The sequence below is a fragment of the Propioniciclava sp. LT294 genome, from assembly GCF_059516005.1.
The window spans coordinates 180,995-206,742 of sequence record NZ_JCAKNG010000002.1 but is presented as its reverse complement, the minus strand read 5'-3'; the positions used below and the strand labels follow the sequence as shown (position 1 = coordinate 206,742).

Annotated in this window: 20 protein-coding genes; 2 read left to right on the top strand and 18 right to left on the bottom strand. The window is 70.3% G+C overall.

Annotated elements, in window-relative coordinates; all coding sequences use genetic code 11:
- The 3 genes from AC5YDA_RS03535 to dnaE are packed head-to-tail and all read right to left on the bottom strand — an operon-like array spanning position 1 to position 5,528.
- Positions 1-1,446, bottom strand: a complete 1,446-nt coding sequence (locus AC5YDA_RS03535; RefSeq protein ID WP_496188716.1) for a CYTH and CHAD domain-containing protein — start codon at positions 1,444-1,446, stop codon at positions 1-3.
- Positions 1,439-1,987, bottom strand: coding sequence for a hypothetical protein (locus AC5YDA_RS03530; RefSeq protein ID WP_496188717.1), 549 nt, complete (start codon positions 1,985-1,987; stop codon positions 1,439-1,441). The genes AC5YDA_RS03535 and AC5YDA_RS03530 overlap by 8 nt, the downstream gene beginning before the upstream one ends.
- A gap of 10 nt (positions 1,988-1,997) precedes the next feature.
- Positions 1,998-5,528 carry a DNA polymerase III subunit alpha gene (gene dnaE / locus AC5YDA_RS03525; protein WP_496188718.1) on the bottom strand — a complete coding sequence of 1,177 codons (3,531 nt, stop codon included), beginning with the start codon at positions 5,526-5,528 and terminating at the stop codon, positions 1,998-2,000.
- Between the two features lie 166 nt (positions 5,529-5,694).
- Here dnaE and rocF point away from each other — a divergent pair, with 166 nt between their 5' ends.
- Complete coding sequence (gene rocF, locus AC5YDA_RS03520; protein ID WP_496188719.1) at positions 5,695-6,630, top strand: arginase; 936 nt, start codon at positions 5,695-5,697, stop codon at positions 6,628-6,630.
- Here the strand turns inward: rocF and AC5YDA_RS03515 are convergent.
- The 12 genes from AC5YDA_RS03515 to hisI all read right to left on the bottom strand — a co-directional run bounded on the left by AC5YDA_RS03515 (position 6,599) and on the right by hisI (position 21,924).
- Positions 6,599-7,996 (bottom strand): ferredoxin--NADP reductase domain-containing protein, encoded by a 1,398-nt coding sequence (locus tag AC5YDA_RS03515; RefSeq protein ID WP_496188720.1) that lies wholly within the window; start codon positions 7,994-7,996, stop codon positions 6,599-6,601. The two genes, rocF and AC5YDA_RS03515, sit on opposite strands and share 32 nt — an antisense overlap.
- 31 nt (positions 7,997-8,027) lie before the next feature.
- On the bottom strand, positions 8,028-9,140 hold the full coding sequence (locus AC5YDA_RS03510) for an FUSC family protein (RefSeq protein ID WP_496188721.1): 1,113 nt from the start codon (positions 9,138-9,140) through the stop codon (positions 8,028-8,030).
- Positions 9,141-9,260: 120 nt separating this feature from the next.
- Complete coding sequence (locus AC5YDA_RS03505; protein ID WP_496188722.1) at positions 9,261-10,727, bottom strand: glutamate synthase subunit beta; 1,467 nt, start codon at positions 10,725-10,727, stop codon at positions 9,261-9,263.
- Positions 10,720-15,237, bottom strand: a complete 4,518-nt coding sequence (gene gltB / locus AC5YDA_RS03500; protein WP_496188723.1) for a glutamate synthase large subunit — start codon at positions 15,235-15,237, stop codon at positions 10,720-10,722. Before gltB ends, AC5YDA_RS03505 begins: the two co-directional genes overlap by 8 nt.
- Positions 15,238-15,451: 214 nt before the next feature.
- Positions 15,452-16,330 (bottom strand): prolipoprotein diacylglyceryl transferase, encoded by an 879-nt coding sequence (gene lgt / locus AC5YDA_RS03495; RefSeq protein WP_496188724.1) that lies wholly within the window; start codon positions 16,328-16,330, stop codon positions 15,452-15,454.
- 15 nt (positions 16,331-16,345) lie between these two features.
- A complete protein-coding gene (trpA, locus tag AC5YDA_RS03490; RefSeq protein ID WP_496188725.1) occupies positions 16,346-17,182 on the bottom strand; it encodes a tryptophan synthase subunit alpha in 837 nt (278 codons plus the stop codon).
- The gene (trpB, locus tag AC5YDA_RS03485) at positions 17,182-18,426 is read right to left on the bottom strand and encodes a tryptophan synthase subunit beta (protein ID WP_496188726.1); all 1,245 of its coding nucleotides are present in this window, start codon (positions 18,424-18,426) and stop codon (positions 17,182-17,184) included. Before trpB ends, trpA begins: the two co-directional genes overlap by 1 nt.
- A 46-nt stretch (positions 18,427-18,472) precedes the next feature.
- A complete protein-coding gene (trpC, locus tag AC5YDA_RS03480) occupies positions 18,473-19,270 on the bottom strand; it encodes an indole-3-glycerol phosphate synthase TrpC (protein WP_496188727.1) in 798 nt (265 codons plus the stop codon).
- A 2-nt stretch (positions 19,271-19,272) separates the two neighbouring features.
- Positions 19,273-19,500 carry an HGxxPAAW family protein gene (locus tag AC5YDA_RS03475; protein WP_496188728.1) on the bottom strand — a complete coding sequence of 76 codons (228 nt, stop codon included), beginning with the start codon at positions 19,498-19,500 and terminating at the stop codon, positions 19,273-19,275.
- Positions 19,497-20,045: a Trp biosynthesis-associated membrane protein gene (locus tag AC5YDA_RS03470; RefSeq protein WP_496188729.1), complete on the bottom strand. Its 549-nt coding sequence runs from the start codon at positions 20,043-20,045 to the stop codon at positions 19,497-19,499. The genes AC5YDA_RS03475 and AC5YDA_RS03470 overlap by 4 nt, the downstream gene beginning before the upstream one ends.
- Complete coding sequence (locus AC5YDA_RS03465) at positions 20,042-21,571, bottom strand: anthranilate synthase component I (RefSeq protein ID WP_496188730.1); 1,530 nt, start codon at positions 21,569-21,571, stop codon at positions 20,042-20,044. The genes AC5YDA_RS03470 and AC5YDA_RS03465 overlap by 4 nt, the downstream gene beginning before the upstream one ends.
- On the bottom strand, positions 21,571-21,924 hold the full coding sequence (hisI, locus tag AC5YDA_RS03460) for a phosphoribosyl-AMP cyclohydrolase (protein ID WP_496188731.1): 354 nt from the start codon (positions 21,922-21,924) through the stop codon (positions 21,571-21,573). The genes AC5YDA_RS03465 and hisI overlap by 1 nt, the downstream gene beginning before the upstream one ends.
- A 63-nt stretch (positions 21,925-21,987) precedes the next feature.
- On the opposite strand from hisI, the gene AC5YDA_RS03455 reads away from it, so the two are divergent.
- Positions 21,988-22,620 carry a TIGR03085 family metal-binding protein gene (locus AC5YDA_RS03455; protein WP_496188732.1) on the top strand — a complete coding sequence of 211 codons (633 nt, stop codon included), beginning with the start codon at positions 21,988-21,990 and terminating at the stop codon, positions 22,618-22,620.
- Positions 22,621-22,753: 133 nt separating this feature from the next.
- Here AC5YDA_RS03455 and AC5YDA_RS03450 read toward each other — a convergent pair whose 3' ends face one another.
- From AC5YDA_RS03450 to gatB, 3 genes are read right to left on the bottom strand one after another with little or no spacing between them, the layout of a single operon-like run.
- Positions 22,754-23,827, bottom strand: a complete 1,074-nt coding sequence (locus AC5YDA_RS03450) for a PfkB family carbohydrate kinase (protein WP_496188733.1) — start codon at positions 23,825-23,827, stop codon at positions 22,754-22,756.
- A 35-nt stretch (positions 23,828-23,862) separates the two neighbouring features.
- Positions 23,863-24,264 (bottom strand): VanZ family protein, encoded by a 402-nt coding sequence (locus tag AC5YDA_RS03445; RefSeq protein ID WP_496188734.1) that lies wholly within the window; start codon positions 24,262-24,264, stop codon positions 23,863-23,865.
- Positions 24,261-25,748, bottom strand: coding sequence for an Asp-tRNA(Asn)/Glu-tRNA(Gln) amidotransferase subunit GatB (gene gatB, locus AC5YDA_RS03440; protein WP_496188735.1), 1,488 nt, complete (start codon positions 25,746-25,748; stop codon positions 24,261-24,263). The genes AC5YDA_RS03445 and gatB overlap by 4 nt, the downstream gene beginning before the upstream one ends.

Below are 25,748 nucleotides of genomic sequence, written 5' to 3'. Positions count from 1 at the left end.
CTACGCCTTGCCCAGCGCGACGGCCAGGGCCTCGCGGCCGGCGGCCAGGGCTGCCGCACGCCGATCCACCTGCGCGTCACGCAGCACACGCCACACCCCGGTGTCCGGGTCGGCCGAGGCCTTGCGTGCCACCGTCACGATCAGGTCGCTCGCCACCGACGTGTCCTGCAGTTCACCCAGGGCCTCCGTGACGTCCTCCCAGACCGTCACCTCGGCGTCCATCCCCGGCAGGGCGTCCGCCATCGCCTCCGTCGCGTAGCGCACGGCCTTGGCCGCCTTGCGGATCTCGTGCCAGGTCTCCAGGTCGTCCGGGTGGGCCTCGGCGCGCCGACGCAGCTTCCTGACCTCCCGAATGCCCTTCTCCCGCTCCCGCGGCAGCACCGAACCGGCCTCCCGGTCCGCGCGGCGGCGCAGCGGCGGATTGACCAGCAGGTCGAGCAGCGCGCCACGCAACGCCTGCGCCCGCGGGCTCGCGAGCGCCGCGACGAGGGCGGCGTGGGCACGGGCGTGTTCGGAGTCCAGGTGACCCAGGATGGCGGCCCGGACCTCCCCGGGGACGTCCTCACCCAACTCGGCCAGCAGGTCGCCGAACTCCTCGCGCAGCACCTCGGCGTCGCGTGGTTCCCCCAGCGCCTCCCCCAGCCAGCGCAGCTCGGTGCGCAGCGGCTCGACGCGGTCGCCGTCGAAGAGGTCGGCGAACGTCTTGAGCAGGCTGCGCAGCCGCCGGGTGGCCACCCGCGACTTGTGCACGTGGTCGGGTGCATCGACGCGGACGCCCGCCTGCAGGGCCTGCAGCACCCCGACCTGCCGCGAGGCCCACGTGAGCAGGACGTCCCGGGCCGGGGCACCGGGATCCGTCGGCGTGCGGAGCCGCGGCACCGAGGCGAGGCCGCGCGCGATCTTGGACGTGTGCGGGGCAGGTCGGGCACCCGCGGCCACCAGCCGCTCCACCAGCGCATCGAGGAGCTCCGCGGGAGCGCCCTTCTCGAGCTCGAGTTCGACCTCGGACCAGCTGTCGGTTCCGGCGGACGTGGTGGCACTCACCATGTCGCTGGCCAGCGCGGCGACGGGGACGCCATCCCGGGTCAGGCTGGTCTCGACGCGCTCGGTCTTCACCAAGGCGATCGGGACGATCGCCGCCAGCCCCGTCACCTCGCGAACCTCCTGGCGCATCGGCTCCGGAACCTCAGGTTCGTCCGGGGCCCACACCTCCGTGCGACCGGTGCCGGAGGCGGGCCGCTTGAGGTGCCAACCATCGTCCTTGCCCCCGACCCGGCGACGCAGGGACCACCCGGTGTCGGCGAGCAGGCACGCCAATGAGTCGTGGTAGGTCGCCTCGAGGAAGAACCGCCGGCTCCCCGCCACCTCCACGAGCCCGCTGAAGTCGGGAGAGAAATCAACCGGCGCGGTGAACTTCCGCTCCAGCTCGATCGTGCGCTCAGTCATCCTCGGTCACCCTTTCCGGTGTCGGCAGTGCCTGCTGGTGCGGAGCTTCGGACTTGTCCATCTCGGGGCCGAGGGACGCTGCGAACAACGGCACCGCGATCGCCCCGAACACCCAGATCGCCAGGGCCGAGGGAGCCTGGAGCCGGAGTGCCACCGGCACCCGGTCACCGGGCTGGGCGGCGGCGAGGCGTTCGGCGAAGGGGCCGGGGCCGAAGACCTCCCCGAGCCACCAACAGGTCAGCCCGGCGACGAGAGCCAAACCGGCGGTGATCACGGCGACCGGCCAGCCGAGGCGTCGCAGTCGGACCCAGGAGGCCACCCCGATGGCCAAGCCCCCGGCCAAGGCCAGGACGGAGTACCAGAACGTCGCGGAGAACACCTCGGTGCGCTCCAGGTCCGTCATCTCGGCATGCCCGTCGGGATGGACGGTCCACCGCGGCAACACCGACAGGTTGGCCCACAGCAGGGCCCCGACGGCGCCCACCAACAGCGCCAGCGCGGTGAGCACGAGCGTACGAGTCAACGTGCTGCGGAAGCCCATGACCGGAATGCTAGGCGCTGACACAGGACGGTCCCAACAGCGCCTTGAGGTCGGCGATCAGCGATCCGCTCTGCTGGACGCGCAGGCGGTCGTCCAGCTTCCACACGGTGGCCCGTTGCGGGCTGACCAGCCTCACCCGCACCTCCTGCGTGCCCGGGTGCTGGCGCAGCGTGAACCGGAGCTGCTCCACCACCTCGGGGGTGCAGCGCGAGGTCGGCAGGGAAATGGTCACCGGGCCCGTGGGGCCGGCGCTGACGTCCGGGAAGCTCACGTCGGACGCCGTGAGTTCCACGGATTCGTCCCGCTCACGCAGGCGCCCCTTGATGCGCACGATGACGTCGGTACCCAACGACATCGCCACGGGCATGTACGCCTTGTTGAACACCATGACCTCGATCGAGGCGTCCAGATCCTCCACCGTGATGATCGCCCAGACCTTGCCGTCCTTCGTCTGCTTGCGCTGGATGCCGGTGATCATCCCGCAGATCGTCACGATGCCCTCGCGCGGGCCGTCCTCAGCGGTCAGCTGCTGGATGCCGAGGTCCCGGTTGGCCGCCAGGACGTGCTCCAGCCCGTACAGCGGGTGGTCGCTCACGTACAGGCCGAGCATCTCGCGCTCGAACGCGAGCTTGGTCATCTTCTCCCACTCCGGCAGGTCCGGGACCGGGCTGGACGCCAGCGCTCCGGCCCCTTCCTCCTCGGCACCGAAGAACTCGCCGAACAGGTCGTCCTGGCCCAGCGCCTGGTTGCGCTTGAGCGAGACCACCTCGTCGACCTTCTGCTCGAAGACCTCCATGAGCCCGCGTCGAGTGTGGCCGAGCGAGTCGAATGCGCCGGCCTTGACCAAGGACTCGATCACCCGCTTGTTGCACACCACGGCGGGCACCTTGTCGAGGAAGTCGTTGAAGTCGCGGGCGGCCGTTCGCCCGGCGCGCGCCTCCATGATGCCGTCGACCACGTTGTTGCCGACGTTGCGGATCGCACCCAGGCCGAAGCGGATGTCGGTCCCGACCGGGGTGAACCGTCCCTGGGACTCGTTCACGTCCGGCGGCAGCACCTTGATGCCCATGTGGCGGCACTCGGCCAGGTAGATGGCCGACTTGTCCTTGTCGTCGCGGACCGACTCCAGCAGGGCGGCCATGTACTCGGCCGGGTAGTGGGCCTTGAGGTAGGCCGTCCAGTAGGACACCACGCCGTAGGCGGCCGCGTGGGACTTGTTGAAGCCGTACGCGGAGAACGGCACCATCGTCTCCCACAACGCGTTGATGGCCGCCGAGGAGTAGCCGTTGGCCTTCATGCCCGCCTCGAAGTTCACGAACTCCGCGTCCAGCACCGACTTCTTCTTCTTGCCCATGGCCCGGCGCAGCAGGTCTGCGGCACCCAGGCTGTACCCGGCCAACTCCTGCGCGATCTGCATGACCTGCTCCTGGTACACCAACAGGCCGTACGTCTCGCCCAGCAGCTTGTCGAGCTCCTCCGCCAACTCCGGGTGGATGTGGGTGACGGGCTGTTGACCGTTCTTGCGCATCGCGTAGTTGACGTGCGTGTTCGTGCCCATCGGACCCGGACGGTAGAGCGCACCCAGCGCCGTGATGTCGGCGAACTTGTCCGGACGCATGAGCCGGCACAGGGCCCGGTAGCCCGACCCATCGAACTGGAACACACCGAGCGTGTCGCCTCGGGCCAGCAGCTCGTAGGTCTCGGTGTCGTTCGGATCGCGGGCCAGCGCGTCCAGGTCGAGGTCGACGCCGGCGTTGATCTTCACGTTCTTGACGGCGTCGTCCAGGATCGTGAGGTTGCGCAGGCCCAAGAAGTCCATCTTGACCAGGCCGAGGCTCTCGCAGCTCGGGTAGTCGAACTGGGTGATGATCTGGCCGTCCTGCTCCCGCTTCATGATCGGGATCACGTCCAGCAGAGGTTTGCTCGACATGATGACGCCGGCAGCATGGACGCCCCACTGGCGCTTCAGGCCCTCGATGCCGCGGGCGGTGTCGACGACCTCCTTCACGTCGGGGTCGGCGTTGTAGAGCTCCCGGAACTCGGTGCCCTCGCCGTAACGCTCGTGCTCGGGGTTGAAGACGTCGGCGATCGAGACGTCGTTGCCCTGCTGGGCCGGCGTGTACACCTTCGTGATCTGGTCCCCCAGGGCGTACGGCTTGCCGAGGACGCGCCCGGCGTCCTTGATGGCCTGCTTGGCCTTGATGGTGCCGTAGGTGACGATCTGGCAGACCCGGTCGTCGCCGTACTTGTCGGTGACGTACTGGATCACCTCGCCCCGGCGACGCTCGTCGAAGTCGACGTCGAAGTCGGGCATCGAGGGGCGTTCCGGATTCAAGAACCGTTCGAAGATCAGCCCGTGGGGAACGGGGTCGAGGTCGGTGATCCGCATCGCGAAGGCGCACATCGACCCGGCGCCGGACCCACGGCCCGGGCCGACCCGGATGCCGTTCTCCTTGGCCCACTTGATGTAGTCGGCCACGACGAGGAAGTACCCGCAGTAGCCCTTCTGGGCGATGACCTTCTCCTCGAACTCCGCCTGTTGGATGGCGTAGTCGGGAACCCCGTCGGGAAAGCGGGCCTCGAGGCCGCGACGCACCTCCTTGTGGAACCAGGACTCCTCGGTCTCCCCCTGGGGCACCGGGAACTCGGGCATGAACGTGCCGGTGCCCTCGTCGAAGGTCACCTCGCACTGCTCGGCGATGGCCAAGGTGTTGTCGCAGGCCTGGGGCAGGTTGCTGAACAGTTGCCGCATCTCGGCGGGGCTCTTCAGGTAGTAGCCCGACCCGTCGAACTTGAACCGGCCCGGCGTGTCCTTGTTGGCACCGGCGCTGACGCACAGGAGCGTGTCGTGGTCCTCGGCGTCGGACGCGTGCACGTAGTGCAGGTCGTTGGTGGCCACCAGGGGCAGCGCCAGCTCCTTGGCGAGGCGCAGCAGGTCCTGTCGGACGCGGGTCTCGATGTCGAGCCCGTGATCCATCAGCTCGACGTAGAAGTTGCCCTGGCCGAAGATGTCGCGGAACTCGGCCGCCGACGCGACCGCCTGCTCGTACTGGCCGAGACGGAGGTAGGTCTGCACCTCACCCGACGGGCACCCCGTGGTCGCGATGAGGCCCTTGCCGTAGCGGTGCAGCAGTTCGCGGTCCGCGCGCGGCTTGTAGAAGAAGCCCTCCAGCGAGCTCAGCGAGCTCAGGCGGAACAGGTTGTGCATGCCCTCGTTGTTGGACGCCCACATGGTCATGTGGGTGTAGGCGCCCTTGGATGCGACGTCGTCGCCGGTGCCGTCCCCGAACTGGACGCGCTTGCGCTCGCTGCGGTGCGTCTTCGGCGTCAGGTAGGCCTCCAGGCCGATGATCGGCTTCACCGAACTGCCCTTGGCCGTCCGGTACCACTCGTACGCCCCGAACACGTTGCCGTGGTCGGTGACGGCCAGAGCGGGCATGCCCATCTGTTCGGCGCCCTTGACGAGCTCCTTCAGGCGCGCGGCGCCGTCGAGCATCGAGAACTCTGAGTGGCAGTGCAGGTGAACGAATTCGTCGCCCATGTGTGTGGTCAACCTCCCGGGTGCCCCACCCTAGCTTGGGCACCCGACAGTCCGGTGGTCCGGCTCACCCGGGGGCGCGTGAAGCCGTTGACCCAGCGCGTCCGGACCGCGAGACTCTGCGGGGGCCCAAGAGGCCCGACCCCACAGGAACGAAGGAGCGCCACCCATGCCACTGTCCCTGATCGGAGCGCCCACCGACGTGGGCGCGAGTGTCGCCGGCTGCCGCCTCGGCCCGGGCGCCCTGCGCGTCGCCGGCATCGGCGCTGCGTTGGAGGCCCTGGGCCAGGACGTCCGCCGGGTCGGCGACATCGACGGGCCCCCGAACCCCCAGACACCGCCCGTGGACGGCTACCGCCACCTCCCCGAGGTCATCGCCTGGAACGTGGCCCTGCGCGATGCCGTGGCCGCCGAACTCGCCGAGGGGCGCACGCCGATCGTGCTGGGCGGGGACCACTCGCTGGCGATCGGCTCCATCAGCGCCGTGGCCGCGCACTGCCGCCGGGTCGGCAAGAAGCTCCTCATCATCTGGGTGGACGCCCACGCCGACATCAACACCAACGAGATGACGCCGTCGGGCAACATCCACGGCATGCCGGTCGCCTGTCTCCTGGGCCGGGGCCCGGACGAACTCACCGGCCTGTCCGACCAGGTGCCGGCCATCACCTCCGACCAGATCCATCAGGTCGGGCTGCGCAGCGTCGACCCCGGCGAGAAGCGGGTCCTGGCCGAATCCGGCATGGCCGTCTACGACATGCGGTTCCTCGACGAGGTCGGCATGCGCCGGGCGATGACGCGCGCGCTGGCCTCCGTGGACGCCGACACGCACCTCCATCTCTCCCTCGACCTCGACTTCGTCGACCCTAGCGTCGCTCCCGGGGTGGGGACGCCGGTGGTCGGCGGCCCGACCTATCGCGAGGCCCACCTGGTGATGGAGATGATCTCCGACACCGGGCGCCTCGGTTCGCTCGACATCGTCGAGGTCAACCCCGCGCTCGACGTCCGCAACGCCACGGCCGAGCTCGCCGTGGACCTCGTCGGGTCGCTGTTCGGCAAGTCGACCCTGTTGCGCGTCACCGACCGGACGGACCCTCCACGGGGCTGACCTGGTCATCGACGGATTCCCGCTCCAGCGGGCCTCCGGCGCGCCCGTGGCGGACCAGTTCGGTGAGCGCGTGCCACGTCGCGACCTTGACGCGTGGGCGGCCGAACCGGGCGCCCACGGCCTGCTCGGCCTCGTCGATCCGCTCCCAGTCGGCGAAGGTCGACGCGGTGAGGCCGCGCGAGGCCAGCACCTCCCCGGCGTCCGGCCCCGTCGGGGAGTGGAGCACCCCGGCTGCGAGGTCCTCGAGGAGCCCGGCGACGGTGGCCGCGGCGTCCGACTTGTTCGTGCCGATCACACCGAGGGGGCCGCGCTTGATCCAGCCGACCACGTACTCACCGGGGCGGGCGCCGGCGGCGTCCAGCACGCGGCCGCCCTCGTTGGGGATCACGCCGGTCTCGGGGTCGAAGGGAACCCCGGGCAACGGCTTCCCGCGGTAGCCGATGGCGCGCAGGACGAGCTGGGCCGGCACCACCTCGCGCTCCCCCGTCCCGACCACACGACCAGCCGGGTCCAGCCCCGTTCGTTCAAGCACCACGGCCCTGACACCCGTCGCACCGACCAGCTCGACCGGGCGGCGCCAGAACGCCAGGTGCAGCCGGCCGCGTGGCTCCTCGACCACACGATGGGCCGCCGCACGCAGCGCTTCGAGGTTGTTCCGGACGCGGCGGTCCGCGTCGGCGGGATCCGCGGGCACAGGATCGTGCAGCACCGGCTGGACGCCGTCCAGGGTCAACAGCTCCCGCAGTTCGGTGGTGGTGAAGGTGGCGTGCTCGGGACCACGGCGTCCGATCACCCACACGTCGGCGATGCGGTGCGCGGCCAACTCGGCGAGCACCTCCTCGGGCATGTCGGTCGCCCCCAACCGGGTCTGGTCGGCGAGCAGGACGCGCGCGACATCGATGGCGACGTTCCCGACGCCGAAGGTCACGGCCGTCTCGACACCCGCCAGCGGCTGTGGCTGGGCGTCCGGGTGACCGCAGTACCACGCGACGAACTCGCGGGCCGAGCGGCTCCCCGGCAGGTCCTCCCCCCGGACGTCGAGGCGACGGTCCTCTGCGGCGCCGGCGGCGTAGATGACCGCGTCATAGCCGGCGCGCAGGTCATCGGCGGTGATGTCGGCGCCCAGCTCCACGAGGCCGAAGAACCGGACGCGCTCCGACCCGAACGGCTCGGCGAGCACGCGCTGGATGCCCTGCAGGCTGGTGTGGTCGGGGGCGACGCCGTAGCGGAGCAGTCCGTAGGGGGTCGGCAGCCGGTCGAGGATGTCGATCAGGACCTCATCGGATCCCTTCAACAGAGCGGCGGCGGCGTACAGCCCCGAGGGGCCCGAGCCGACGATGGCGACGCGCGGAGTGCTGGAGGGCATGGCCCATCGTGGCACGGGCCGCGGGCGAAGGCTAGGATTCCTCGACCTCCGGGTCGGCCTCGCGCACCTGGGCCAACCTCCGGCGGATCAGCGTGATGGTGATCACCGCACCGATCCCCACGGCCGAACCGACGGCCGTCTCGATGACGCGGTCCCGGAACAGGTCGAAGCCGAGGCCTCCGGCGATCGAGGTCCCCAGCAGTGCCAACGGTGTGACGAACGACTGACCGATGAAGTAGTTCCGGGCGATGAACATCTCGGCACCGAACTGACACAGGCCCATCACCACGACGACCACCCACAGCGGCGGCTGCCACCAGACCATCAGCGCCAGGATGAGCAGGCCGCCGAAGGTGCCCAGCACGCGGTGGACACCGCGCGCCACCCGCTCCCGGGTCGAGTGGCCGACCAACGGCACGACGGCCGCCACCATCGCCCAGTAGTAGTGGCTCAGGTGCAACGCCTGGGCGATCGGGATGATCAGGAGCCCCGCCACGAATGCTGCGAGGAGGTGAATGCCCGCCTCCAGCAGGGCGGCGCGCCGGCCCGCAGCGTCCAGGACACGGACCGGGGTCGCGACCCGCGGCGTCCGGCGCTGCGGCCACAGCCGTCCCAGTTGGCCCAGCACCAGGGCCAGCCCGATGGTGGCGGTGGCGGCGAACATGCCGTCACCCAGGGGAGCGGTCGGTGGCGTCGAGACGATCGCGGCGAAGGCGAAGACGTGGAACAGCGAGCCGGCGGGCCGGATCTCCTGCCAGGCGGCCCACAGGGCGGCCCCGCCGGCGACCACGCTGGTGAGGGCGAGCTTGGCCGCCAGGCCCGGCGTCGTGCCGTGCGGCAGGACGCCCGAGACGACGGTGCCCGCCACCATCAGGACCCAGAACGTGCCGCCGGCCTTGAGCTGCGCGAGCAGGCGGTCCAGGTGGTTGGGAACGCGTCCGAAGACATTGGTGAACGCGCCGAAGATGACGAAGACGGCCACGTCGATCCGGCCCAGCAGGAGCAGGGTGGCCAGGGGGAGGAGCACACCCACACCACAGCGCAGGCCGATCCAGTGGTCGTCCCGGCTGGGACCGAGGGTGAACAGCTGGCGCAGGTGCAGGGGGTCGTCACGCCCGATCCTCACCGACCATGCAGAAGGCATCCCGCACCACCCCCCGTCCCTCGTCCAGTGACGCCGACCATCTTGGCACGCCGGTCCGCCCGGGGAGAGCCCCCGGCTGACGCCCGGACGCCGGGGGCGCTGGGCCCCCGGCGTCCGCGCTCAGACGGTCAGCGGACGATCGGTCGGGTTGATGGGCCGGGGCAGGCTGGAGCTGCCCTGGAGGAACGCGTCCACTTCGTGGGCCGCGGAGCGGCCCTCCGCGATCGCCCAGACGATGAGCGACTGGCCGCGGCCCGCGTCGCCGGCGACGAACACGCCCGGCACGGAGGTCTGGAAGGAGGCGTCGCGGGCGATGTTCCCGCGGGCGTCCAGCTCCAGGCCCAGCTCGCGCACCACGCCGTTCGGCTCCGGACCCACGAAGCCCATGGCGAGCAGCACCAGGTCGGCCGGGATCTCCTGTTCGGTCCCCTCGACCGGCTGGAAGCCGCCGTCGCGGAAGGCGACCTCCGTCAGGCGAAGCGCGGTCACCCGTCCGTCCGTGCCGACGAACTCGCTCGTCGAGACCGAGAAGACGCGGCCGACCTCACCCTCCTCGTGGGAGGTGCTGACCCGGAAGATCATCGGGTACGTGGGCCACGGCTGGCCACCCGGACGCCCCTGCGGCGGGGTCGGCATGATCTCCAGCTGGGTGACGGACGCCGCCCCCTGCCGCAGCGAGGTGCCGATGCAGTCGGATCCGGTGTCACCGCCGCCGATGACCACGACGTGCTTGCCGGTCGCGGTGATCTGGTCGACCACCGTCTTGCCCAGGGCCGCCCTGTTGGCCTGGGGCAGGAACTCCATGGCCTGGTGGATGCCGGCGAGGTCGCGTCCGGGGATCGGCAGGTCGCGCGGGACCGTCGAGCCGATGGCCAGCACGACGGCGTCGAACCGCTCGGTCAGTTGTTCGCCGGTGATGTCGATGCCGATGGTGGTGTTCGGCCTGAACACCGTCCCCTCCTGGCGCATCTGCTTCAGGCGCCGGTTGAGGACCTTCTTCTCCATCTTGAACTCGGGGATGCCGTTGCGCAGGAGGCCGCCGATGTCCTCGGCACGCTCGTACACGACGACCGTGTGTCCCGAGCGGGTCAACTGCTGGGCCGCGGCCAGCCCGGCCGGGCCGGAGCCGACGACGGCCACGGTCTTGTTGGTGTGCCACTCCGGCACGACCGGGATCACGCGGCGGTCGTCCCACGCCTTGTCCGCGATGGCGACCTCGATGTTCTTGATCGTCACCGGCTCCCGGTTGATCCCGACCACGCACGCCGTCTCGCAGGGCGCAGGACAGAGGCGACCGGTGAACTCGGGGAAGTTGTTGGTTGCGTGCAGCCGGTCCGTGGCCTCCCGCCACTGGTCGTGGTAGATGAGGTCGTTCCACTCAGGGATGAGGTTGCCCAGCGGGCAGCCCTGGTGGCAGAACGGGATGCCGCAGTCCATGCACCGGGACGCCTGCTTGCGAATGATCGGCAGGACGGCCCGTCCGGGCGAGCCCGGGTACACCTCGTCCCAGTCCTGGACGCGTTCGGCGGGGTCGCGGCGGTCGGCGACCTGGCGCGCGACCTTCATGAAGCCCTTCGGATCAGCCATGAGCGGCCTCCATCATCTTGGCGACCGTCTCGTCGGCCGAGAGGCCGGCGGTCTCAGCGTCTTCCCGGGCGGCCAGCACCCGGGCGTAGTCGCGCGGCAGCAGCTTGGTGAAGCGCCCGCGCCAGGCCGACACCCCGGCGTCCAGCAGGCGCTGGGCGACGGCGGAGCCGGTCATGTCCACGTGCCGCGCGAGGAGGGTCTCGATGCGGTCCACGTCGGAGTCGGTGATGTCGACGACGTCGACGAGTTCGGGGTTCACCCGGTCGCGGACGAGGTCGAGCACCCACGCCAGGCCGCCCGACATGCCGGCGGCGACGTTGCGCCCGGTCGGGCCGAGGATGAGGGCCTCGCCGCCGGTCATGTACTCACAGGCGTGGTCACCCACGCCCTCGACGACGGCGGTGGCACCGGAGTTGCGGACGCAGAACCGCTCCCCCACCTGGCCGCGGATGAACAGTTCGCCCGAGGTCGCACCGTAGGCGATGACGTTGCCCGCCACGATCTGCTCCTCGGCGACGAACGGGGCGTCCTCGGCGGGACGGACGGACAGCCGCCCGCCGGAGAGTCCCTTGCCGAAGTAGTCGTTGCTGTCACCGACGAGGCGCAGCGTGACGCCCGCCGGGAGGAACGCCCCGAAGCTCTGACCGCCGGTCCCGGTCATCGTGACGTCGATCGTGTCGGCCGGCAGACCCTTGCCGCCGGTCGCCTTCGTGACCTCGTTGCCGAGCATGGTGCCCACCGTCCGGTCGACGTTGGTGACGCCGACGGCGAACCGGACGCGCTCGCCCCTCTCCAGGGCGGGGCGAGCCTTCTCGATGAGCTCGTTGTCCAGCTTGCCCGCCAGCCCGTGGTCCTGCGTCGTGACGCAATGCAGGGGTCCGTCGGTCTCGACGCGGTGCAGGATCGGCGCCAGGTCGAGGCCGGACGCCTTCCAGTGCTCCACCGCCTCCTTGGTGCGCAGCACCTCGACGTGGCCGACGGCCTCCTCGATGGAACGGAACCCGAGCGCCGCCAGGTGCTCGCGGACCTCCTGGGCGATGAACTCGAAGAAGTTCACGATGTAGTCGGCGTGGCCGGAGAACTTCGCACGCAACTCCGGGTTCTGGGTCGCGACGCCGACCGGGCACGTGTCGAGGTGACAGACGCGCATCATGATGCAGCCGTTCACCACGAGCGGGGCCGTGGCGAAGCCGAACTCCTCGGCACCCAGCAGCGCGCCGATGACGACGTCGCGGCCGGTCTTCAGCTGCCCGTCCACCTGGACGACGATGCGGTCACGCAGGCCGTTCAGCAGCAGGGTCTGCTGGGTCTCGGCCAGACCGAGCTCCCACGGGCCGCCCGCGTGCTTGAGCGAGGTGAGCGGCGCCGCGCCGGTGCCACCGTCGTGCCCCGAGATGAGCACGACGTCCGCCTTGGCCTTGCTGACGCCCGCCGCGACCGTTCCCACACCGACCTCGGCGACCAGCTTCACGTGGATGCGGGCGACCGGGTTGGCGCACTTGAGGTCGTGGATGAGCTGCTTGAGGTCCTCGATCGAGTAGATGTCGTGGTGCGGCGGCGGCGAGATGAGGCCGACCCCGGGCGTCGAGTGCCGGGTGCTGGCGACCCACGGGTACACCTTCTGGCCCGGCAGCTGGCCGCCCTCCCCCGGCTTGGCGCCCTGGGCCATCTTGATCTGGATGTCGTCGGCGTTGGTCAGGTAGTCGCTCGTGACCCCGAAGCGGCCGGACGCCACCTGCTTGATCGCGGAACGACGCGCGGGGTCGTGGAGCCGCTCGTGGTCCTCGCCGCCCTCGCCGGTGTTGGACTTCCCGCCGAGACGGTTCATCGCGACGGCGAGGGTCTCGTGGGCCTCCTGGCTGATGGATCCGTAGCTCATCGCCCCCGTGGAGAACCGCTTGACGATCTCGCTGACCGGCTCGACCTCATCGATGCTGATCGGCTCGCGCGCGCCGGTGTCGAACTCGAGCAGCCCGCGCAGCGTCATGAGGCGCTTGGCCTGGTCGTCGACGCGGGAGGTGTACTGCTTGAAGATGTCGTACCGCTTCTCGCGTGTCGCGTGCTGCAGGCGGAACACGGTCTCCGGGTCGAACAGGTGGGGCGGGCCCTCCCGGCGCCACTTGTATTCACCGCCCACGTCGAGGGTGCGGTGTGCGAGCGTACGGCGGTCGACCGGGTAGCCGATGTCGTGCCGGGCCTGGATCTCGCGGGCGATCTCGGTCAGGCCGATGCCCTCGACGCGGCTGGTGGTGCCGGTGAAGTACCGCTCGACGAAGTCGGACGCCAGGCCCAGCGCCTCATAGATCTGCGCCCCGGTGTAGGAGGCGATCGTGGAGACGCCCATCTTGCTCATCACCTTGAGCACGCCCTTGCCGAGCGCCTTGCGGACGTTCTTGAGCGCCTTCTCGGGGTCGACCGTCACGTACATGTCGCGGCGGGCGAGGTCCTCGGCGGACTCGAACACGAGGTAGGGGTTGACCGCCGCCGCGCCGTAGCCGATGAGCAGCGCGACGTGGTGCACCTCGCGGACATCGCCGGCCTCGACCACCAGGCCGACCTGCGTGCGGGTCTTCTCGCGGACGAGGTGGTGGTGGACGGCCGAGGTCAGCAGCAGCGACGGGATCGGCGCGAAGTCGATGTTGCTGTGCCGGTCACTCAGGATGATGATCCGGGCACCGTCGGCGATCGCGCGACTCACCTCGGCGCAGATCTCGTCGATGCGCCGCGCCAGGCCGTCGGCCCCGTCCAGCAACCGGTAGAGGCCGCGGACGACGTGGGAGGCGTAGTCGGGCATCGTGCCGTCCCTGTTGATGCGGACGAGCTTGGCCAGCTCGTCGCTGTCCAGGACGGGGTAGGGGATGACGATCTGGCGGCAGGAGTCCGGTCCGGCGGTGAGCAGGTTGGCCTCCGGGCCGACCGAGCCGGACAGTGAGGTGACGAGCTCCTCACGGATGGCGTCCAGCGGCGGGTTCGTCACCTGGGCGAACAGTTGGCTGAAGTAGTCGAAGAGCATGCGCGGACGTTCGCTCAGCACGGCGACGGGCGTGTCGGTCCCCATGGAACCGATGGCCTCGGCGCCGGTCTGCGCCATCGGCCCGATGATCGTCTTCAGCTCCTCGTGGGTGTAGCCGAACACCTGCTGGCGGCGGGTGACGGACGCGTGGCTGTGCACCACGTGCTGGCGGTCGGGCAGGTCGGCGAGGCTGAGGCGCTCGCTCACCCAGTCGCCGTACGGCTGCTCGGCCGCGAGGCCGGCCTTGACCTCGTCGTCGCCGATGAGGCGGTGCTGGTCGAGGTCGACCAACAGCATGCGGCCGGGCTGCAGGCGACCCTTCTGGACCACCTTCGCCTGCTCGATGGGCAGCACGCCCGCCTCGGAGGCGAACACCACCAGCCCGTCGTCGGTCACCCAGTACCGGCCCGGACGCAGCCCGTTGCGATCCAGCGTGGCACCGATCAGGGTGCCGTCGGTGAAGCAGACCGCGGCCGGTCCGTCCCAGGGCTCCATGACGGAGCTGTGGAACGAGTAGAAGTCGCGCCGGGCGGGGTCCATCTCGGCGTGGTTCTCCCAGGCCTCGGGAATCATCATGAGCACCGCGTGCGGCAGCGAGCGACCCCCCAGGTGCAGCAGTTCGAGCACCTCGTCGAAGGAGGCGGAGTCGGAGCCGTCGGGTGAGCAGATCGGGAACAGGCGGTTCAGGTCGCCGGGGATCAGGTCGGTCTCCAGCAGTGCCTCACGGGCGCGCATCCAGTTGCGGTTGCCCTTGACCGTGTTGATCTCACCGTTGTGGGCGATGTAGCGGAACGGGTGGGCGAGCTCCCAGCTCGGGAAGGTGTTCGTCGAGAAGCGGCTGTGCACCAGTGCGAGCGCGCTCTCGGTGCGCTCGTCGAGCAGGTCGGGGAAGGTCTCCCCCAGCTGCTGGGTGGTCAGCATGCCCTTGTAGACGGTGGTCCTGGCGCTGAGCGAGGCGAAGTAGACACCCACCTCGTTCCGCACGCGCTTGTTGAGGGGGTAGACACGGCGGTCGAGTTGGATGCCCGACGCCCTGCCGGCGGTCAGGAACAGCTGTTCCATGTGCGGCATGACGGCCAGCGTCACGGGGCTGAGGGTGTCGCCGCTCATCGGGACCTCGCGCCACCCCAGGACGCGGAGTCCCTCCTCGATGGCCAGGTGCTCGATGCGGAGCTTGGCGGTGAGTCGTTCGGACGCCTCGGCCGGCAGGAACGCCATGCCCACGGCGTAGTGGCCCTGCGGGGGCAGCACGAAGTCGACGGTCTCGCGGAAGAGTCGGTCGGGAACCTGGAGCAACATGCCGGCGCCGTCACCGGCGGCCTCATCGGCGCCGGTGGCGCCGCGGTGGTCCAGGTTCGCCAAGGCCAGCAGGCCCTGGGCGACGATGTCATGGCTGGCTTGGCCGCTCAAGTGGGCGACGAAGCTGACGCCACACGCGTCGTGTTCGAAATCAGGTCGGTACAGGCCCTGGGCAGGCCTGTGCGTCGATGTGTTCACTTGTGTCTCCTGCGCCAACGGGCTCTGTGACAGCCACTCCTGGAGGAGCAACTTCCTGGCCACCACCGCATGCCGCAGGAAAAAGATAACGCGCACCATGTTTCACGCGCGTTACACGCCCCGGAACTGCTCGGGATCCGGTCGCGGAGCTGGTCCCCGATGCCACCGGGTGTCCGGGAGTGTCACGGGCGCGACCCGCGCGACCTCGACGCCGTCACGGCGTCGCCTCCTCCTCGGCGGCCTCGCGGTCGGGGCCACCGACGCCGCGACGCTCGACCCACGGCTCGCGGCCCTGCTTGACGATCGAGGCGACGACGACATAGACCAAACCCGCGAGCGCGATCAGCAGGGCGGTGAACTGGTTCGTGCGCAGGGGGCCGACGTAGTAGCTGAAGTCGGTGCGGATGCCCTCGACCCAGAAGCGTCCGGTGCCGTAGACCAGGCCGTACAGGGCGAAGAGCTTGCCCCACCCGAGCTTGAACCTCCGGTCGATCGCGAGCAGGACCAGACCCCCGACGAGGTTCCAGCTGAGCTCGTAGAGGAACGTGGGCTGGAACGTGGGCACGTCGGCGTACTCGGCCGGCCGGTGCTGGGGGGCGATCTCCAAGCCGAGCGGCCCGTCGTCGGGGCCCCCGAACAGTTCCTGGTTGAACCAGTTGCCGAGTCGCCCGATCGCCTGGGCGATGATGAGGCCGGGGGCCAGCACGTCCGCGAAGGCCGTCATCCGCGCCCCCAGCATGCGCGCCGTCACCGCTGCGCCGATGGCTCCGCCGATCAGCGACCCGAAGATCGCGATGCCACCCTCCCAGATGAACAACGCGCTCCACGGGTTGCGGCCGGGGGCGAAGTAGTCCTCCCAGTGGGTGGCCACGTGGTAGATGCGCGCGCCGACGATGCCGGTCGGGATGGCCACCAGCACCATCGTCTCGAAGGTCTCGGCGAGGCCGCCGCGCTCCTTCCAGCGACGCGAGCCGAGCCACCAGGCGAACACCATGCCGGCCATCAGGCACAACGCGTAGATGTGGATGGTCACCGGCCCGATCTGGAACTTGCTGATGTCCGGGCTGGGGATCGACAGGATCGTGGAGAGCACGACGCCCATCATGCCCTACGCGCCACGCACCCCCGCGGCCAGGTCTGCCACCACGCCCCGAAGACCGGTGAGGTCGCCGGGCGTCCCGGCGTCCTCCGCGGCCAGCAGCGGCTTGATCAGCGCCGAGCCCACGATGACGGCGTCCGCGAAGGAACCCACCTCGGCCGCCTGCGCGCCGTTGCTGACGCCCAGGCCGACCCCGACGAGGGTGTCGGGGGCGAGCCTGCGCAGTCGGGCGACGAGTTCCGGTGCGAGCGACGACGTCTGCTGACGCGCCCCCGTCACGCCCATCACGGCGGTCGCGTACACCCAGCCACGGCAGGCGCGGGTGGTGGAGATGATGCGCTCGTCGGTGGTGCTCGGGGAGACCAGGAAGATGCGGTCCAAGTCGTGGGCCTCGGACGCGACCATCCACTCCTCGGCCTCGTCGGGGGTGAGGTCCGGAGTGATGAGTCCGACCCCGCCGGCGTTGGCGAAGTCGCGGGCGAAGGAGTCGACGCCGTAGCGGTCGACCAGGTTCCAGTACGTCATGCACAGCGGGGTCTTCCCGGCGGAGACCACCGCCTCGACAGCCTTGAAGAGGTCGTGGGTGCGGACACCACGCCGCAGCGCCAGCGTGCCCGCACGCTGGATGACGGGGCCGTCCAGGATCGGGTCGGAGTAGGGCATGCCGATCTCGACGATGTCCGCCCCGGGGGTGTCGGCGTCGCCGCAGAGCGCGCGCATGGCCTCCAACGAACCCGGGACGTCGGGGTAACCGACGGGCAGGTATCCGACGAGGGCGGCGCGGCCCTCGGCCTTGGCCTTCAGGATCGTCTGGCCGGAGCGCCCGGCGTTGGTGTACTGGTCCATCAGAAGCCTCCCACCGTCTGGTCCGGCGTGCCGTCCAGCCCGAACCACGTCAGGGCCGTGGCCACGTCCTTGTCGCCGCGGCCGGACAGGCAGATGCAGATCAGCGGGGACAGGTCGGGCTGCTCCTCGGCGAGGCGGCGACCGAGCCGGAGCGCCCCGGCAATGCCGTGCGCGGACTCGATGGCGGGCATGATCCCCTCGGTCCGGGTGATCAGCTGGAAGGCGTCCATCGCCTCGACATCGGTGACGGGCTCGTACGTACCGCGTCCGGTCGCGGCCAGCCAGGCGTGCTCGGGGCCCACGCCCGGGTAGTCCAGGCCGGCGGAGATGGAGTGGGATTCGACGGTCTGGCCGTCCTCGTCCTGCAGCACGTAGGTGCGCATGCCGTGCAGGACGCCGACCGATCCGCCCGTGATGGACGCCGCGTGCCGCCCGGTGGCGATGCCGTCACCCTCGGCCTCGAAGCCGTAGAGCTTGACCTCGGGGTCGTCGATGAAGTCCGCGAACATGCCCATGGCGTTCGACCCACCACCGAGGCAGGCGGCCACGGCGTACGGCAGCTCGCCGTAGCGCTCGAGGAGCTGGGCACGCGCCTCGGTGGAGATCACACGCTGGAACTCCTTGACCATCCGGGGGAACGGGTGCGGGCCGGCGACGGTGCCGATGAGGTAGTGCGTGGTGTCCACCGTGGCCACCCAGTCGCGCATGGCCTCGTTCATGGAGTCCTTCAGGGTCGCCGACCCCGACTCCACGGCAACGACCTCGGCCCCCAGCAGCTGCATGCGCGCGACGTTGAGGGCCTGCCGGTCGGTGTCCACCTTGCCCATGTACACGCGGCATTCCAGGCCGAGCAGGGCGGCGGCCGTCGCGGTCGCGACACCGTGCTGGCCGGCGCCGGTCTCGGCGATCACGCGCGTCTTGCCCATGCGCTTGGCGAGCAGGGCCTGCCCGAGCACGTTGTTGATCTTGTGCGACCCCGTGTGGTTCAGGTCCTCACGCTTGACGACGAGGCGGGCGTTGCCGGCCTCCTTGCTCAGCCGCGGCAGCTCGGTGATCGGCGTCGGACGCCCCGAGTACTCCACGCGCAACCTCGTGAGCTCCCGGACGAAGTCGGGGTCGGCCATCGCGAGGTCGAACTCACGGTCGAGCTGGGTGAGTGCGGCGTTCAGGGCCTCGGGGACGTACTGGCCCCCGAAGACCCCGTAATGGCCGCCCTTGTCGGGCAAGGAGATGGGTTCGGTCACCCGCACAACTCTAGTCCCGACCGCCGGCGACCCCGGGGTCGCCGTCTCACTTCTGCTGAGCGGCCGTCCCGGCCTCGATGAACGCGGCCACGGACGACCGGGGGTCCCCGTGCCGGACCAGCGCCTCACCCACCAGGATCACGTCCGCACCGGCAGCCGCGACGCGCTCCACGTCGGCGATGGACAGGATCCCCGACTCGGCGACGCGCACGCGGTCGACCGGGATCAGGTCGACCAGCGACTCGAACTGGGCGATGTCGACCTCGAGGGTCTGCAGGTTGCGGTTGTTGATCCCGACCACCACAGCGCCGAGGTCGACCGCGCGGCGCGCCTCCTCCTCGGTGTGCACCTCGACGAGCGGGGTGAGGCCGAGGTCGAGCGCCAGCGCGTACAGGCGGTGCAGGTCGGTGTCGTCCAGGGCCGAGCACATCAGCAGGGCGAGGTCGGCACCGGCGGCGCGGGCCTCCCAGAGCTGGTAGTCGGTGACGATGAAGTCCTTGCGCAGGATGGGGGTCTCGACCGCCTTGCGAACGGCCACCAGGTCTTCCAGGGACCCACCGAAGCGGCGCCTCTCGGTCAGGACCGAGATGGCGGCAGCGCCCCCGGCACTGTACTCGGAGGCCAGCGCGGCCGGGTCCGGGATCGCGGCCAGGGCGCCCTTGGACGGCGAGCTCCGCTTGACCTCGGCGATCACGGACAGGCCCGGAGCAGCGAACGCCCCCACGACGGGACGGGTCGGCGGCATCGCCGCGACCGCGTCCATCAGGTCGGCCAGGCTGCGACGAGCCTGCCGCTCGGCGAGATCCTCCCGGACACCGGCCACGATGTCATCGAGGACACCCACGGCTAGTGCTGCTCCTCGATGAGTTCCTGACCGAAGCCGACCTTGGTCATGATGCCGCCCACGATGGGGGCGGCCACCATGACGGCCAGGCCGATCCAGACCACGGTCCAGTTGATGTTCAGAAAGAAGCCGACCGTCGCGATGAGCGCACCGATGGCGGCGATGACCGTCCCGGTCCACGCGGCGGGGGTCTTGCCGTGGTGGTACTTCTCCTTGAGCGTGCTGCTCATCGCGACTCCTCTTCGTCGGTGGGATCCAGTCCTGCGTCCATAGCTTTCCAAGAAGCCACCGGATCTGTCACGTTTCCCGACGTCGCCGGGAGGTGTCGTGACCTCCGCTCCGGTGGGTGGACGAACCACCGCGTGGCGGCCGCGATCAACAGGACTCCGAGGACACCGTAGGCCACGGGCATCATCGTGGCCTCCAGCGTCCAGCCGCCGCCGAGCACCGCCAGTGCGGCGCGCTGTTCGACGACCCCGTCCGTGGGGGGCGGCCCCGCGAACCCGAGGACGGCCATGCCCACCCCGGCGACCAGTGCCACCACGGACATGATGCGCCGCCCGGTCCGGGCCAGCGAGAGGGTCGTCAGCGCCGCGACCAGGACCACCGTGGGGACCAGCGCGGCCGACCCGCCCGTCCCGGCGCCGCCGCTGATGCCCACGCGGCCAGCCGCGGCCGTGCCCTCGTCCCAGTTCACGGTCCACCAGTCGGCGAGGGTGAGCCCGAGCGCCGCCAGCGCCGCCAGCGCGGCGAGGACGCGTCCGTCCAGCCTCACCCGAACCGCCGCATGCGGGACGCCGTGGCCACCGCCCGCAGCGCCGCCGCGGCCTTGTTGCGCGACTCCAGGTCCTCTGACGCCGGGTCGGAATCGGCGACGATGCCGCCGCCCGCCTGCACGAAGGCACGCCCGTCCTTGAGCACCGCGGTCCTGATGGCGATGGCCACGTCGGAGTTGCCCGCGAAGTCGAAGTAGCCCACGACGCCGCCGTAGAGCCCGCGGCGGGACACCTCGAGGCGGTCGATGATCTCCATCGCCCGCACCTTGGGCGCGCCGGAGAGGGTGCCGGCCGGGAAGCAGGACAGCGTGGCATCGAGCGCCGTACGCCCCGGGGACAGCGTCCCGACCACCGTCGACTCCAGGTGCATGATGTGGCTGTACCGGCGCACCTGCATGAACTCCACGACGCCCACCGTCCCGGGGACGCAGACGCGGCCCAGGTCGTTCCGGCCCAGGTCGACGAGCATCAGGTGCTCGGCGCGCTCCTTGGGGTCGGCCACCAGGCGGGCCTCGTTCGCGGCGTCCTGCTCGGGGGTCGCGCCGCGGGGCTGCGAGCCCGCGATCGGGTGCGTGAGGACGTGGCGGTCGTTGACCGTGACCAGGGCCTCGGGGCTCGACCCCACGATGTCGAGGCCCTCCAGGCGCAGCAGGTACAGGTACGGGCTCGGATTGCTGCGGCGCAGCACGCGGTAGACGTCCAGGGCGTCCGCCGTGCAGGGCACCTCGAAGCGCTGGCTGACCACGATCTGGAACGCCTCGCCGGCCCTGATGTCCTCGACGGCCTCGAGCACGGCGGACTCGAACTCCGGCTGCGTGCGCTGCCGGGTGATGTCGACCTCGTCGGGCTCCACCGAGGGGAACGCGAGCAGGGGCTCCGCCGGTTCGAGGAGGCGGGCCACCATGGCCTCGACGCGGGCGACGGCGTCGGCGTACGCCTCGTCGACACGCTCGGGGGTGTCGTCGTAGTTGATGGCGTTGGCGACCAGCCACACCTCACCGGTGTGGTGGTCGAGGACGGCCACGTCGGCCGCCAGCATCATCACGACCTCGGGGATCCGGAGGTCGTCCGGGTTGGAGTCCGGGAGTCGCTCCAGGCGGCGGACGACGTCGTACCCGAGGTAGCCGACCATGCCCGAGGTCATCGGGGGCAGTTCCGTGTCCCGGGGGGTGTGCAGCTTCTCGAGGGTCTCGGCCAGGACGGCGAGGGGGTCACCCCCGGTCGGCAGGTTGGTCAACTCGCGACCCGACCAGGTCGCCTCGCCGTCGTGCTCGGTCAGCACAGCGGCGGCGTTGACGCCGACGATCGAGTAGCGCGCCCACACGCCCTGCTCGGCCGACTCGAACAAGAACGTGTTCGTGCGCTTTCGGCACAGGTGGTGGTAGAGCCCGACCGGCGTGATGTCGTCGGCGAGCAGACGTGTGTGGACGGACACGACCCGGCGTCCCTGCTCGGACGCCTGGTCGCGGAAGCCCGCCAGGTCAGGCGTGATGGGGACCTCGGGGATGTTTCGCTCCTCCGGCATCAGGACTCCTCCCCCAGCAACTCCCGTGCGTCGAAGCAGGTGGTGTCGCCGGTGTGGCAGGCGCCGCCGACCTGGTCGACCGTCAGCAGGACGGTGTCGCCGTCGCAGTCGAGGCGGACGGTGCGGACGTGCTGCGTGTGCCCGCTCGTCAACCCCTTGATCCACTGCTCGTTGCGGGATCGCGACCAGTAGGTCGCCTCGCGGGTGGCCAAGGTGCGCGCCAGTGCCTCGTCGTTCATCCAGGCCTGCATGAGGACGGCGCCGGTCGTCGCGTCCTGGACGACCGCCGAGACGAGGCCGTCGGGGGTGCGCTTCAGGGACTGCGCGATGCCGGGATCAAGGGCGTAGGACATGGCCGCCATTGTTCCACGCGCTCGGGGGCATGCCCCCTCGCGCCCGCCACTAGGGTGGGCCGCATGGGATTCGCTGCGCAGGAACGGGCCGCACTGTGTGACGCACTCCTGGAGGTGGGTCCCGACTCGCCCACCCTGTGTGAGGGGTGGACGTCCCACGACCTCGCGGCCCATGTCTGGGTGCGTGAGAACGACCCCTCCGCGATGCCCGGTCTCATCCTGGGCGCGCTGGCGGAGGTGACGACCTCCCGCATGGAGGCCACCAAGCGGCGTTGGCTCTACCCCGAGCTCGTCGAGCAGATCCGGCGCGGCCCACGTCCGATCTCGCCCTTCGCCGTCCCCATGCTGGACGAACTGGCCAACACCACGGAGTTCTTCGTGCACACCGAGGATGTCCGCCGCCCCGCGGGGCTACCGCGGCGCGCGACCACCCAGGAGTTCGAGGACCACGCGGCCAAGGGCCTCAACCACTCCGCGAAGCAGCTCTTCCGCAAGGCAACCACCGGCATCGTCCTGGAGCGGACCGATCGCCCGCAGCGGCTCCGGGCGAAGGCGGGCGAGACCACCCTGAGCGTGATCGGCAAGCCGTCCGAACTGCTCCTCTTCGCGTTCGGCCGCATGGCGGACGCCGACGTGCGGCTCATCGGCCCGGACGAGGTCGTCGAGCAGATCCTGGCCGAGCACAAGGGTTTCTGATCGCGGGACCGGAGTGGCCCCGGGCAGCCTCAGCCGCGTTCGCGTTCCCCGCGCCGAGAAGCACCCCGGGCGCGGGTGGCGTCCGCACGGGACGCCGCCCGCGCCCGGAGGTCGGCGCAGCGGTGGGGCCGGGTCAGCGCTGGACGCGCGCGTTGCCCTTCCAGAAGTCCCAGACCTGCTTCTCGTCCGCGGGCATGCCGTAGTCGTAGAACGAGGTCGCCGCGAGCGCACCCGTGGCCCACCCGAACTGGGCGCACTGCTCGACGTTCCAGCCCTGGAGGATGCCGTACAGGACGCCGCCCACGGAGCCGTCGCCGCCGCCGATGCGGTCCATGACGTCGATCGCGCGGAGGGGGGCGAGGTAGAACTCCCCGTCGTTCCACAGCAGGATCCCCCACTGGTGACGGTTCGCGGACTCGACCTCACGCAGCGAGGTACCGATCCAGTGGGCGTCCGGGTAGGTCTCCTTGATGCGCCCGATCATCTTCTTGAACTCCTCGATCTTCTCGTCGATCGAGTCGCCACCCGCCTCCGGGCCCTCGATGCCGAGGCAGAGCTGGAAGTCCTCCTCGTTGCCGTAGAGGATGTCGCAGTTCTTCGCGATCTCGTCGAACGCGGCGCTCAACTCCTCCTCGCGCCCCTTCCAGAAGGTGGCGCGGTAGTTGAGGTCCATCGCGACGAGGGTGCCGTTGGCGCGGGCCCTCTTGGCCAGCTCGACGCAGAACTTCGAGGTCGAGGGGCTGAGCGCGGCGATGAGGCCGGACAGGTGGAGGATCTTCACGCCCTCCTCGACGAAGAGCTTGTCGAGGTCGAACTGGTCCACCGCCAGCTCGCGGCCGACCTCACCGGCCCGGTCGTTCCACACGCGGGGAGCGCGGCCGCCGAAGCCGGAGTCGGCGATGTTGAACTGGTGACGCAGCCCCCACGCGTCACCCTGCGGCAGGTCGGGGCCCTCGTAGCTCATGTTGCGCTTGCGGAGGTCGGCCTTGATCAGCGCCGAGATCGGGGATCCCTCGATGAAGGCGGTCAGCACCTTGGTGGGCTCGCCGAGGTAGGACACCACGGTCGCAACGTTCGTCTCGGCGCTGGTGGCCTGGAGGAAGAACCGGTCCGCGACGTGCACCGGGGCGCGGTTCTCGGGCGTGATGCGCACACCCATCGAGGTCGGGACGACCAGGGACCACTTCGCGTTCTCGCGGAGTTGCATTGCTACCTCCATGTTGTCGACAAGTGCTGTCGATCCTAGGGAGCATCAGCCTTCGCTGCCGGAAGTTGCCGCAACGGGTCAGCACGGACGGCGGTCCACCAGCCCACGGCGATTCCCACGAGGTCGGCCAGGGCGTCCAGCCACTCGCCCCCGCGGGAGCCCGCCAGGAAGGTGGCCTGGACGACCTCGCTGACCGGCACGTGGATGACCATCGCGACGATGCCCATCCACGCCTTCGGCAGCGCCTTGACCAGGGCCCACGTGGGCACCGCGAACAGGACGACGTGGGCGAGCTTGTCGATCCCGGGGAACGACAGGGCACCCGGGTCCGGCGGGTCGGGGGTGTACAGACCCCACAGGTGCAACCCGAGCGCGAGGACGACCAGGATCCAGGGCACGGTGGCCCTGGCCCGGGGATCGGCGGGTTCGCCGATCACGCCAGCTTCTCCAGCAGGATCTCGCGGACGCGGGCGGCGTCGGCCTTGCCCTTCATGGCCTTCATGACCTGCCCGATCAGCGCGCCGGCCGCCTGCACCTTGCCGTCGCGGATCTTCTGCGCCACATCCGGGTGGGCGGCGATGACCTCGTCCACGGCAGCGGTGAGTGCGCCGTCGTCCGACACCACCGCCAGACCGCGTGCCCGGACGACCCCGGCGGGGTCTCCCTCCCCTGCCAGCACGCCGTCGAACACCTGCCGAGCCAGCTTGTCGTTGACGGTGCCGGCGTCCACGAGCGCCTGCACCGCGGCGACCTGGGCCGGCGTCACGCCGACGTCGGCGAGATCGACGCCGGCCTCGTTGGCGCGACGGGCGAGTTCACCCAGCCACCACTTGCGGGCGGACGCCGGGGAGGCCCCGGCCGCCACGGTCGCGTCGATGAGGTCGAGTGAGCCCTCGTTGCCGAGCACGTCGCGCATCTCGAGGTCGGTGAAGCCCCAGGCCTCCTGCAAGCGCACGCGCCGCTGGGCCGGATCCTCCGGCAGGGTGGCGCGGAGCTGCTCCACCCACGCGCGGCTGGGTGCCACGGGGACGAGGTCGGGCTCGGGGAAGTACCGGTAGTCCTCGGCCTGCTCCTTGGAACGGCCCGGCGAGGTCCAGCCCTCCTCGTGCCAGTGCCGGGTCTCCTGGTGCACACGCCCACCGGCCGCCAGGATCGCGCCCTGGCGCTGGATCTCGAAGCGCAGCGCACCCTCGACCGAACGCAACGAGTTCACGTTCTTGGTCTCGGTACGGGTGCCCAGCACGTCCGACCCCTTGGGCATGAGCGAGACGTTCGCGTCGCACCGCATGTTGCCCGCTTCCATGCGTGCGTCCGAGACGCCCAGGGCCAGCATGAGTTGGCGCAGGTGCGCCATGTACGCCCGTCCGACGGCGGGGGCGTGCTCACCCAGCCCGCGGATGGGCTTGGTGACGATCTCCATCAGCGGCGTGCCGGCGCGGTTGTAGTCGACGAGGCTGTACTCGGCACCGTGGATGCGGCCGGACGACCCGGCGTGCGTGAGCTTGCCGGCGTCCTCCTCCATGTGGACGCGCTCGATCTCGATCCGATACATCCGGCCGTCCACCTCGAGGTCGAGGTGGCCGTCGAAGCAGATCGGCTCGTCGTACTGGGACGTCTGGAAGTTCTTGGTCATGTCCGGGTAGAAGTAGTTCTTCCGGGCGAACCGGCACCACTCGGCGACCTGGCAGTTGAGCGCCAGGCCGATGCGGATGGCCGACTCGACCGCCTTGCCGTTCACCACCGGCAGGGAGCCGGGCAGGCCCAGGCAGACCGGGCAGGTCGTCGTGTTCGGCTCCCCGCCGGGGGTGTTGTCGCACCCGCAGAACATCTTCGACTTCGTGTTCAGTTCGACGTGGACCTCCATGCCCAGCACGGGGTCGTAGGCGGCCATGACGTCGTCGTAGTTCATGAGGTCGTCCAT